Below are 12,077 nucleotides of genomic sequence, written 5' to 3'. Positions count from 1 at the left end.
TGTCATCCCAAGTAAAAAACACCTTATATTTTTAGTCAAGCCAATATCAAACTCGTCATTATATAGTGTTAAAAGCACAAGATATCAATAACAAACAACAATTTATATGATTATTAACCATCTTCTAGGTGGTATTTTACATTTACAAACAAATGCAATACCGTGCACAACCTTGTTGTCTTTTGGTGCCAGATGCTTGCCCCCTTATGCCACCAAAAACAAAATGAGACACTCGTCATATTTATTGTTGAATGTACATGTTTATATAAATGCAGTTATTTCATCTTTGTCATTAAATATTTGATTTAAATTTGCATGTAATTTACCCATACTTTATTTCAGAGGCTTTATTTTGAATAAAATAAAAATTGTAAAGGGTGTTGTTGCCGCTAATTGCCATCCAGAAGGGTGTAAAGCGATCGTTCAGCAGCAAATAAATGATGTTAAGAACAGTTCTCCAATTAAAAATGCTCCTAAAAATGTATTAGTGCTAGGTGGTTCCTCAGGGTTAGGTCTCGCGTCGCGTATTTCACTGGCTTTCGGTGGTGGTGCCAATACTCTCAATGTGTCTTACGAGCGACCATCAACAGAAAAAGATTCGGGAACTGCAGGCTTTCATAATAACCTTGCTTTCCAAAAGTTTGCAAAGGAAGAAGGACTCATTGCTGAGGACTTTATTGGTGATGCCTTCAATGCCGATATGCGTGAGAAGGTCATCAACTTCATTCGCGACAACTTCGGGCAGATTGATTGCCTAGTGTATAGCCTTGCTACAGGTGTTCGACCTAAGCCAAACGGTGATGGGAAATGGAAATCTGTACTAAAAACAACAGGTACACCATTTACGGGTAACTTTATTAGCTTTGAACCGGAAGCGATGGTTCCCGTCACACTTGAACCAGCAACGGACGAGGAAATTGAAGGTACCGTTAAAGTCATGGGTGGTGAAGACTGGCATGAGTGGATCGATGTCTTAAAAACCGCAGGCGTATTAGCACCAGGATTCAAGACCATCGCTTATTCCTATATTGGTTCTGATATTACCTATCCGGTCTATTTTGGCGGCACACTAGGAAAAGCGAAGGAACACCTGCATGCAACTGCTGATACGCTGGATTCGAAGCTGTCGGATATCAATGGACATGCTTACGTAGCAGTATGCAAAGCGATTGTATCCAAGGCGTCGGTCTTTATTCCTGGATTATCTACTTATGTTCTTGCGTTAATCAAGGAGCTGAAGGCGCGCGGCGAGGATGAAACAACCGCACAGCACATGCATCGAATTATTAATGAATTCTTATATAACCCGAACGGCACACCAACTGATGAACAACGATTAATTCGAGCTGATAATTTCGAACTTAACCCTGAAGTACAAAATAAAATTAAGGAGATGATTAAACAAATCACACCTACAAATTATAAAGATCCAAATGTAGGTGATTATGAAAGCTACAGAAAGGAATTTTACCAAATTAATGGATTCGAAGTTGACGGCGTTGATTACAACTAACCAGAAACATTTTATTCGCTAAATATTATATCTACGACGAGCAAACATTATGAAAGATTTAAATATTGTACCTATGACCCAAGCAGTTGCTGAAATTAAATCTGGTGATCGTGTATGGATTGGTGGTGCAACAGGCATCTCTTATGAATTCGTTACAACTCTTGAAAAAATGAGCGAAAATCTCAAGGATGTTGAAGTACTGGGTGGGATGGTTTTAAACCCAAAACAAGAATTTATGTCTCCTGCTTATAAAGGTCGTATTTTCTACAAGAGCCTATTTCTAGGACCATTAGAGCGTGCTATGCGCCCATTGGGCAATATGGAGCTAAACACAACACATTATAGCTGCATGAAAGAGCTATTTATCGAAATGAACCCAAATGTTGCCGTGTTAGAAGTTTCTCCACCTAATGATGAAGGTTTTTGCAGTCTCGGTCCAATTGGCGGCATAGGCTCACATGTTTTTGCTCAAAACGCTGAAAAAGTCATCTTAGTCGTAAATGAAAATGTACCGCACTGTGGTGGATTCCGTAACTATATCCATGTTGATGAAGCGGACATGATTACTTCAACTAAAGTGCCTCTGATTGCCATTCCTACCGAAACGACAAGTGATCTCGATAAGCAAATTGGTAATATCGTTGCTGATCTTGTCGAAGATGGCTGTACGCTTCAGATTGGTATTGGCTCTATTTCAAACGCTGTTGGCTACGCTCTGAAAAATAAGAAGAACATCAAGATTCACACAGAAATGCTAACAAGCTCAATGGTAGAGCTTATTCAAGCTGGGGCTGTAGATCCTAACGTAGACGTCACTTGTACATTGGCAATGGGTGATCAAAACCTCATTGACTACCTAAACTCCGCAGACAATTTAATTATCGATCCGTGCTACGAAGTAACCGACCCTTACTTAGTTTCGCAGCATGACAACTTCACCTCAGTCAACACCTGTATTGCTGTCGACCTAACCGGTCAAATTACAGCTGAAGGTATGGGTCATCGACAAATTTCGGGAACCGGAGGAGCATATGACTTTGCCCGAGCAGCCCGAATGTCTAAAGGCGGCAAATCCATTGTTGCGCTGAAGTCAGCCTACGAAAACAAAAACGGTGAGCTTGTTTCTAATATCATGCTTGGTTTCCCAGAGGGTACACCAATTACCTATTTACGTTCAGATGTTGACTACATTGTGACTGAGTATGGTGCCGCTCGACTCATGAATAAATCTTATGAAGAACGTGCTGAGCTATTAATCAGTATCGCTCACCCAGAGCTACGTGAAAGCTTAAGAGAACAAGCCAAAAAATACGGTTTGATTCACTAACCCCTACCCGCTAAAGGGGCTTATGCCCCTTTATTATCACGAAGATATAAAGGATATTAATATGTTGTTTAACGGCACTCATTTTATTCTCACAAAAAATGAAAATAACATCGCAGTACTAGATTTTATCTCGCCTGCTCGCCTAATGTCTAAAGCTGTCATTACAGAATTGCATTCGCTTCTTGACGGACTTGCACTTGAAGAAAATATTAAAGGTTTGGTCGTTACAAGTTCATCAGACAACTTTGCCTACGGTGCTGACATCAACGAATTTACACCATTATTTAAAGGCGGTGCTGGTGATCACCTCGCTTATACCCACGCAGCTTACAATAAACTAGAAGATCTACCGTTCCCTACAATCACCATTATTAAAGGTCATTGCTACGGTGGTGGTGCTGAATTTGCCCTTTCTACTGACTTCCGTATCGGTACGCCAACTCTCTCAGTCGGTTTTCCGGAAGTAAAAATCGGTATTCTTCCTGGTATGGGCGGAACCACTCGCATGCCACGTTTAGTTGGTTTGGACACGTCGCTATCTTGGCTGACATCAGGGCGAAACTTTAAGGCTGACAAAGCGCTTAAAGATGGTTTTGTTAATGGCATTGTCGATACTGAGCATTCGATGGCTGCAGCTATTGACATGATTAACGAATGCACCGACGGCAAGCGAGATTACCAAGTAGTCCGGGCGGCAAAAACCGGGAAATTACCCCTTTCTGCCTATGAGCTTCAAATGTCCATTGCTATTGCAAAAGGTATGATAGGTAAAGCTGCGGGTCCAAACTACCCAGCACCTATGACTATTGTAGATATTATCGAGCAATCGGCGAAGCTTACCCGTGAAGACGCTCTGAAGAACGAAATTACAGGTGTGGTAGAGCGTCTGATTAACACTGGTCACTCTGCTGCTATGTGTCATGTATACCTCGCAGATCTTGGCATTAAGAGCAAAACAAAGAAACTCGCCGGTGAGAAAACAACTGAATGTGCTGTTATTGGCGCTGGTATTATGGGTGGTGGCATCGCTCACACGAATGCAACCAAAGGCATTCGCGTACCTCTAAAAGATATCAATCAGGCTGGTCTCGACCTTGGTTTGAGTACTGCAGTTAATCTACTTGAAAAACCAGTAAAACGCGGAAAACTTAACTTCAGTAAAGCGGCTACCGCGCTAAACAACATCATACCAACGCTGACAAACGAGTCGTTGAAAAACTCAGACATGGTAATTGAAGCTGTTGTGGAAGATCCTAAAGTCAAAAGCATCGTACTGAAGCAGTGTGAAGATGCAGCAATGGATAACGCTATTATTGCATCAAACACTTCAACTATTAGCATCACTCAATTAGCAAAATCTCTCACGCGACCAGAAAACTTCATTGGGATCCATTTCTTCAACCCTGTGAATAAAATGCCGCTGGTTGAAGTGATTCGTGGTAAGCAGACCAGTGAAGAGACAGTCAAAAGAGCTGTTGCATATGTTCAGCAAATTGGCAAAACCCCCATTGTCATCAACGACTGTGCCGGCTTTTTTGTCAACCGTATTCTAACGCCTTATATGCGTGCATATTCTAATTTGCTAGCAAAAGGTGCCGACTTCGTCTTTGTCGAAAAAACGATGAAAAAGTACGGTATGCCGATGGGACCTGCCGAGCTGATTGATGTTGTCGGTCTGGACACATCTGCGCATGTTCTGGAGCTTATGTCGCAGAACTATTCTCACATGCCCCTGCCAGAAAACAACATCGTCCAGGCGTTGGTAGAGAACAGCCTTCTGGGACAAAAAAACGGGGAAGGCTTCTACACTTGGTCAACAGACCGCCGAGGCCGTCCGGTTAAAACACTTAATAACAAAGCGATGGAGCTCATTAAACCGACAGGTAAACTTGAGCTAACCGAAGAAGAAATTATCAATGCATTGCTGCTACCAATGATGTTTGAAGCCAAACGTGCATTGAATGAAGGCATTATTGCCTCGGAGGAAGATGCTGACTTAGCCATGATTTACGGCACTGGTTTCCCTCCATTCCGTGGCGGTTTAGTCTACGAAATGAACAAAAAAGAGCCAGGCCAAATCGAGCAAGAAGCGAATGACATTGCAACCCTACTCGCCGACGAAATTACATACACCGTGCCTGAAATCCGTGCTTAATTGGAGATATTGAAAATGACTAAAGCAGTTATCGTAGACTTCGTACGTACCCCTATGGGTAAATCTAAAAACGGTGTATTCCGTCACCTTCGTGCCGACGAAATGAGTGCTCATCTTGTAAAAGCACTTATGGTTCGAAACCCACAGTTAGCGCCGCTAGATATTGAAGATGTTGTATGGGGCTGTGTACAACAAACACTTGAGCAAGGCGCTAACATTGCCAAAATCATTGCACTTCAGGCCGGTTTGCCAGTTGAAGTCACTGGTACTACTGTTAACCGTCTATGTGGTTCATCAATGGATGCGTTGCACATTGCCGCCCGCCAAATCAAAGCCGGTGAAGGCGATGTCTTTGTTGTAGGTGGTGTCGAGCATATGGGTCATGTGCCAATGACACACGGTGTAGACTTAGCGGGGCCATCAGATTTTGTCATGGCACAGGCCTCTGCCGCCATGGGTCTTACTGCAGAAGCACTCGCGAAAATGAACAAAATTTCTCGCGAAGATCAAGATGCCCTAGGTGTTCGCTCTCATAAGCTTAGCCTCGAAGCACATAACAAAGGCTACTTTGATAACCAAATTGTTCCTACCCCAGGTCATGATGAAACTGGTGCACCAATCATGGTGAGTAGAGATGAGGTCATCCGCGAAGATGCTTCAGTGGAATCATTTAGTATGCTTCGTCCATGCTTTGATCCGTCACCTGCGGGTACTGTAACACCAGCTACTTCTTCAGCATTATCAGATGGAGCTTCAGCTCTCTTAGTAATGAGTGAAGAAAAAGCCAAGAAGCTCGGCCTGATTATCCGTGCCGAAATTGTTTCTATGGCCACTGCAGGTGTTCCAGCCGCTATTATGGGTATCGGACCTGTTCCTGCCTCAGAAAAAGCGCTTCAACGTGCAGGCTTGAGTTTGGATCAAATAGATAAGTTCGAACTGAACGAAGCTTTTGCTGCCCAGGCAATTAGCTGTATCCGTAAAATGGAGCTAACTGAACGTATGGACGATATCAACATGCATGGTGGCGCAATTGCACTAGGTCACCCACTTGGCTGCTCAGGTTCGCGTATTGTTGGTAGTCTTATCAATGTACTGGAAACTCATGGTGGTGAATACGGTCTGGCAACAATGTGTATTGGTTTCGGCCAGGGCATTGCAACTGTACTAAAAAAATACGCTCATTAAACCGGTAGTTATCTAACAAAATTTAAAGCCCATCATAAGATTGATTCATTTGGCAGAATTGAATTCAATTTAGTGATGGGCTTTATCTCAACATAAAACAGGCAAACATAAAAATGGTCAATGTAACGATTACCAGCCCAGAAGAATTGCTTGCAGCGCAAGGGCATAATTTAGGCAGTTCATCATGGCTAAGGATTTCCCAAAAGCGCGTCAACTTATTTTCTGATGCAATAGGACAACAACAATGGACTCATATTGACTCGGTTCAATCTACATCGGACTCATTCGGTGAATATATTGCAAACAGTTACCTAGCTCTGTCGCTAACTACTTACTTTATTGAGCAATTACTTGAAATTCAAAATCTCACAATGGGAGTGAACTACGGCTGCGATAATATTCGTTTTTTAGCTCCTGTCCCTACAAATAGCCGTATTCGAGGTCACGGTAAGATCATCAATGCTGAACAAAAAGGGAGCTTTATTCAAGTTACTATACGTATGATTATTGAACTTGAAGAAACAAAACAACCAACATGTACCGTAGATATGCTTGGAAACTTCATATTTTCAGAAAGACGCAACAAATAGTTCGTAAAGCAAACAACAATATTTCAACTAGAATAGTATAATTATCTTTATGATTTATACGTAAGCACTTTCTGGGGGGAATTATCAAGATGAAAGTACCATTATTTTTTATGATAACCTACGTAGGGAGTATGTTTTCATGACAGACTTAAGCATTTATAACATTCACGAGGGTTGGTTTAAAATTCTGGATCTTAGCGCTATTGAATTTGGGATAGATATTGAAGAGCATATAAATGAGTTTAAGAGTATCAAAGCTGCAAGCAAAAAAATCGATGTTAGAAACGCTCGAAAAATACACTACGACATAATTAACATAACAGGTTATAATTGTTTTCCTATAACAGCAGCAAAGAATATTACCCCCCTTACATTTGGACATTTTTCGCTTAGCTTATGGTCATCTAAAAATATAGCGAGCTTGTTAAAGAACTTCTCAGATTATTCTATTGTACTGGGCTCATCAGTAAGAATTCGTCACATAAAGAACACTGATAACACTGAACTTTGGCTAGTCGATAACGAATTATCTGACCGTGAATCAACCCTTTCGAACGTTGGCATGATATTTTATTTATCCACAATAATTTACATAATATCTAAGGCAGCTTATCTAAATTCGCTCCCCTCTCTCACTGTACATTTGAGAAATAGCCCAAAATCGACAGAGTATGCAAAAAAACTAAGTGAAATTTTTAATTGCAAAGTCAAAATCAATCAACCAGTTTATAAGCTATCATTTGGTAAAAAACTATTAAATCAAAAGCTATATTACCATGACAGCAATATTCACCAACAAAGTAAGTCATCAGTTGAAAATCAGGCAATGCAACTTAAACCGTATGATATAATTTCAAAGATATACGATATATTAAATGGCAAATCGACCTTATCAAATAACTCAAAAGAAGATATATCATCATATTTATGTATTAGTACAAGAACGCTAAATCGGCGTCTGGCCCAATCAGGAACATCTTTCCGAAACTTAATAGAAACATATAAATTTGAGAAATCCCTTCTTTTATTAAGTCAATCAAACATTAAAACAACAGAAATTGCTTACAAACTAGGTTTTTCAGACTGTAGTAGCTTTACTCGCGCTTTTAAGCGTTGGACCAGTGGCATGAGCCCATCTAAATGGCGTTCTTTAAATTTGTAACCTCTTGATTACTCATATAATAAACACCGCATTGGCTAGATAACTAGTTACTAGCCAATGCGGATGTTCCGAAAGTTATCAATATAATACAATTATCATCCTATTGCATTCAAGCAGAAAGAATAGAACCAAGCACTTATCACCGAGGTTAACTTACCTTTTGAACAATAAAGAGGCTATTGAAGCCTGAAACTGCTCAATTCACCACGGACGTCAAGGCCGTGGTTTCCAATATCCTGATGCTGGCAATAACAACCGCGCTGATGGTGAAGAGTATTTTCAACTTATCGCTTCATTCTCTGCAAGTATTCATGGACTTGATTTCACCTTAAAGAATGACCAGCTAAGGTGTCCTAATTGTAGTAGTAAAATCGATATCAGTAGCAAAATACCTGTCAGGGAATAATTCATCACCAGGACATTGATTCAGCAAACCTCAGATTCGACAAAGGTGAATGGCTCGTAAAAATACACGATAAGGACAAACGACAAGCCTGGATAAAGTCACACATTACCATTGAAGCTGATACCACCGAGAACCGGTGAAGCATATTGGGAGGATGGACACCCGAAAAATCACGAATTTGCGAATCAACGTATTTATAGCTGTAATCAACATTGAAAAGCCCTTCAGGTTATCATTCTCGCTCAATCTCCGAGACCGATATTACTCATTATAGGATATTGATAATAAATCGTTATTAATAAAATATTATGATGCAAAAATAGAGTCTCACACAGGTGTAAGTACGGTAAATTAGCTCACAAAGCTAGGTATACCTGAAACACGGCGAGCAGATTAACAACTCGTACAAACAAGAGTTGTCGGTTCTGAATCTAAATTATTCAACAAAACCATTCGGTATTTTCCCAACAAAAAGCTATTTACTCAGGTACATTTTTACTACATCATGAAAACTTCCCTTTAAAATAAAGGGAAGCTCAAATATTAGTAGACATTTAAAATCAGTTTGAGTTAAAAGAAATACCTCACACCTACACGAAACTGACGTTTGTCATCTCTTGCTTCAAATGATACATCTGATACTGCTGGTGTATCTGAGTCTATATCACTAAAGGTTTCTTTATACGATGCTTCAAACCAAAAACTTCTATCATCTGTAAGAGGCGTACCAAATCTTGATTCAACAAGAAGGTCTTGTGTTTTAAAGCTATCGAAATCCAAATAAGTATACTGAGGAATAATCATCAAATAGGTTCCCTTCTTACTTAGATAAACTGAATTGAACACGTTTAACTGGATCCCTTGACCGTCATCACTTCCCGATATAACTTTCTTATATTCGTCTTTCAAGTTTGCTTGGACAAGCGCAATATTAGGGTACATGACATAGTTACTCAGTACAGGAACTTTCGCAACACCACCTATCGCATATATATTATCAACCAGCTCTGAATCATCATTCGAGCGATCAATAACATCAAGAGAATAACCCACTTTAGGCATTACATCATTCCCAGTACCAAAGACCTGGAACCAACGACCACGTATTTCACGAAGGTCAAAACCATCCTCGAATGGGTCACTCTCTTTTTCCGCACCTGAAACTTCTAACATCGTTAAAAAGTTATTATCTTTATTGAATGAGCCAGCAAGTTTCAGCTCAATATCACCAGCAATATTGTTATCATCACTATTCACCCCCATAAAAACCCTTACAGATGTTAATACGCGTGTAACATCTGCAGGATCTGGGGCTCTTTCACTATCATCAGTTGCATGAGCATTCAAACTTGAAAATAAAAATGCAATCAAACACAATGACACTTTAATTTTATTTATCATACTTCTACCATGTTATCAGCTATAAATTATATACACTTTGATTCTACTTTGAATAAATGGACAGGTTATTATTATATATAACCTCAATCATTTTAAATGAATAAACCACAATGAAATTAGAACTATGAACACCTCCCTTATTAACAAGAAAATAGAACCTTAATTATTTGATTTTATATTTATCAAGAAATCTATTTTATTAAAATCATCCCGAGCTAACGTTACTATCGTGGCTTATATTCTAGGTACTCCCCTCTTCTTATTTGAGGGTAAAGGAACTATTTAAAATCACAATGACCGGCCAACTTCATAACCGTCCCATATAGCAGCCATAATTGTGCGGGCGTCTTGGCTATCGCCAATATTAAACACTTCTTCCACGTCTAATTTATTTGCTAACTCTTCATACAAGCCATCAGTCGATTTATAGCCTAAAGCCAAAATGACATGCTCAGCGTAGAGCTCACGAGTTTCAGAGTTACTGTCAACATTGCGTACAATCACACCTTGATCGGTAAGCTTTACGACTCCAGTCGATGTCAACACTGTAACTCTCTCGTGTTGCAATAACTCTTTAAGCATCTGGTAGTTCGCAAAACAGGTACCATGCGGTCCACCAATAATATCGGGGGTAACTTCAACCAAAGTTACATCTTTACCCATTTTCGCCATCCACAGCGCGGCTTCCGCACCTACTAAACCACCACCTAACACGATTACGGTTTTACCTGTGACTAGCTCAGGATTCATCAACATGTTTTCTGCAACAATCACATGCTCTTTTTCAATGCCTTCTAACCACTGTGGTAGATTTGGACGCGACCCTGTCGCAAAAATCACACTATCCGGCTGTTCTGCCTCAATCACTTGCTGGTCTGCCGCTACGCCCATCCGGGCTGAAACGCCTTTTCTTTCAAGTTCACCACTGAACCATTGAATCAATAACTTATCGTCATGCTTAAAAGGTGGTTGGCTACCTGGAATAACGTTTCCACCGAGTGACTGCGATTTCTCAAACAGCACCACATCATGGCCACGCTCTGACGCGATTCGAGCAGCTTCCATCCCGGCCACACCGCCACCGACAACAACAACTTTCTTTACCTTATGTGTTGGTAGTAGCTTGTACTCTTCCTCACGTCCGCAACTGGGGTTAACCGCGCAGGAGACGTTTCCAACTTCAGCCATGCGACCTAGGCAGCCTAAATGACACGACAGACACGGGCGTACCTCTTCAAAACGATTTCGACGGATCTTATTCACCACATCTGGATCGGCTAATAATGGTCGACCCAGAGAAATACCGGCAGCAATGCCATTTTCTACAGCATGTGCGGCGAGATCTGGATTTTCCATACGCCCTGCCATCAGTACAGGAATATCAACCACCTCAGATACCGCCTTGCAATACGGACGATACATACCCGGCTCAAAGTAGTTAGGCGGATGATTCCAGTACCAAGAATCATACGTTCCGGCATCCACATTTAGCGCGTCATAACCAGCATCTTGCAAATATGCCGCAGCTTTTAGCCCTTCTTCAATATCTCGTCCAACTTCCTCAGCCTGCTCATCAGGGAGAATCCCTTCACCAAACGCTTTCATATTGCTCTTGACTGAATAGCGAAGTGAAACAGGGAAATCCTTTCCGCAAACCGCCTTTATACCCTGAACAATTTCAACAGCAAATCGATAACGGTTTTCAAAACTGCCCCCATATTGATCGGTTCGTTTATTGAAGAATGCCATAGTAAATTGATCAAGAAGATATCCTTCATGCACCGCATGGATTTCAACTCCGTCAAAGCCTGCTTTTTGCGCTAACGCTGCAGATTCGACAAACTTAGAGATAAAATACTGAACTTCTTCCGTCGTCAGTTCTCTGTGAGTAACTGCTGAATCAAAACGGTTAGGGGCATCAGAAGGAGCAATTGATTTTTCTACAGGTGTGAAGCCAGGTATACAGGAACGTCCCCAGCCAGCTGTTAGTTGAGCAAATATTTTTGTGCCATAAGTATGAACTCGCTCAGTGAGCTCTTTTGCGCTGCGAATATATGCAGTAGGGTGATTTGTCGGACATGGGAGAGACGGCATAGGAAACTGCTCCAGCTTATTCTCCACCATTTGTACGCCAGTAATAATTAACCCAACACCGCCACGTGCGCGAGCCACATAATATTCAATACCTCGGTTATTATACGCCCCGTCAGCATCGACTAAACCCAATGTCCCCATAGGAGCCATAGAATAGCGATTTTTTAATTTCAATGTACCTATACTCATAGGTTCAAATAAAAGTTTATGAACATTATTTATCATTTCACCCACCCAAATAGAA

Annotated in this window: 9 protein-coding genes; 7 read left to right on the top strand and 2 right to left on the bottom strand. The window is 40.9% G+C overall.

All coding sequences use genetic code 11. From position 1 onward, the window contains the following. Positions 1-352: 352 nt before the first annotated feature. The 7 genes from fabV to EIZ48_RS01400 all read left to right on the top strand — a co-directional run bounded on the left by fabV (position 353) and on the right by EIZ48_RS01400 (position 8,264). Complete coding sequence (fabV, locus tag EIZ48_RS01430) at positions 353-1,513, top strand: enoyl-ACP reductase FabV (protein ID WP_160648340.1); 1,161 nt, start codon at positions 353-355, stop codon at positions 1,511-1,513. 49 nt (positions 1,514-1,562) lie between these two features. After that, the gene (locus EIZ48_RS01425; RefSeq protein WP_160648339.1) at positions 1,563-2,840 is read left to right on the top strand and encodes an acetyl-CoA hydrolase/transferase family protein; all 1,278 of its coding nucleotides are present in this window, start codon (positions 1,563-1,565) and stop codon (positions 2,838-2,840) included. Between the two features lie 61 nt (positions 2,841-2,901). Next, positions 2,902-4,995, top strand: coding sequence for a 3-hydroxyacyl-CoA dehydrogenase NAD-binding domain-containing protein (locus EIZ48_RS01420; RefSeq protein WP_160648338.1), 2,094 nt, complete (start codon positions 2,902-2,904; stop codon positions 4,993-4,995). A 15-nt stretch (positions 4,996-5,010) separates the two neighbouring features. After that, on the top strand, positions 5,011-6,180 hold the full coding sequence (fadA, locus tag EIZ48_RS01415) for an acetyl-CoA C-acyltransferase FadA (protein ID WP_160648337.1): 1,170 nt from the start codon (positions 5,011-5,013) through the stop codon (positions 6,178-6,180). 113 nt (positions 6,181-6,293) lie between these two features. After that, complete coding sequence (locus EIZ48_RS01410) at positions 6,294-6,770, top strand: MaoC family dehydratase (RefSeq protein WP_160648336.1); 477 nt, start codon at positions 6,294-6,296, stop codon at positions 6,768-6,770. A 139-nt stretch (positions 6,771-6,909) separates the two neighbouring features. Next, positions 6,910-7,932: a helix-turn-helix domain-containing protein gene (locus EIZ48_RS01405; protein ID WP_160648335.1), complete on the top strand. Its 1,023-nt coding sequence runs from the start codon at positions 6,910-6,912 to the stop codon at positions 7,930-7,932. Between the two features lie 179 nt (positions 7,933-8,111). Then, positions 8,112-8,264: a hypothetical protein gene (locus EIZ48_RS01400; RefSeq protein WP_160648334.1), complete on the top strand. Its 153-nt coding sequence runs from the start codon at positions 8,112-8,114 to the stop codon at positions 8,262-8,264. 644 nt (positions 8,265-8,908) lie between these two features. Here the strand turns inward: EIZ48_RS01400 and EIZ48_RS01395 are convergent. Both EIZ48_RS01395 and EIZ48_RS01390 read right to left on the bottom strand, forming a co-directional pair. Continuing rightward, positions 8,909-9,739: a hypothetical protein gene (locus tag EIZ48_RS01395; RefSeq protein ID WP_160648333.1), complete on the bottom strand. Its 831-nt coding sequence runs from the start codon at positions 9,737-9,739 to the stop codon at positions 8,909-8,911. Positions 9,740-10,027: 288 nt separating this feature from the next. Beyond that, on the bottom strand, positions 10,028-12,058 hold the full coding sequence (locus EIZ48_RS01390) for an oxidoreductase (protein WP_160648506.1): 2,031 nt from the start codon (positions 12,056-12,058) through the stop codon (positions 10,028-10,030). Positions 12,059-12,077 lie beyond the last annotated feature (19 nt).

Origin of the sequence: Photobacterium alginatilyticum (genome assembly GCF_009910675.1) — a bacterium.
GTDB classification, from domain to species: Bacteria; Pseudomonadota; Gammaproteobacteria; order Enterobacterales; family Vibrionaceae; genus Photobacterium; species Photobacterium alginatilyticum.
Note: the sequence above shows the minus strand (reverse complement) of the source record. Positions and strands in the feature narration are given on the sequence as shown.

Coding starts and splice junctions, on each gene's coding strand:
- EIZ48_RS01410 (WP_160648336.1), top strand. CDS start 6,294: ATGGTCAATGTAACGATTACCAGCCCAGAAGAATTGCTTGCAGCGCAA.
- EIZ48_RS01405 (WP_160648335.1), top strand. CDS start 6,910: ATGACAGACTTAAGCATTTATAACATTCACGAGGGTTGGTTTAAAATT.
- EIZ48_RS01425 (WP_160648339.1), top strand. CDS start 1,563: ATGAAAGATTTAAATATTGTACCTATGACCCAAGCAGTTGCTGAAATT.
- fadA (WP_160648337.1), top strand. CDS start 5,011: ATGACTAAAGCAGTTATCGTAGACTTCGTACGTACCCCTATGGGTAAA.
- EIZ48_RS01420 (WP_160648338.1), top strand. CDS start 2,902: ATGTTGTTTAACGGCACTCATTTTATTCTCACAAAAAATGAAAATAAC.
- EIZ48_RS01395 (WP_160648333.1), bottom strand. CDS start 9,739: ATGATAAATAAAATTAAAGTGTCATTGTGTTTGATTGCATTTTTATTT.
- EIZ48_RS01390 (WP_160648506.1), bottom strand. CDS start 12,058: ATGATAAATAATGTTCATAAACTTTTATTTGAACCTATGAGTATAGGT.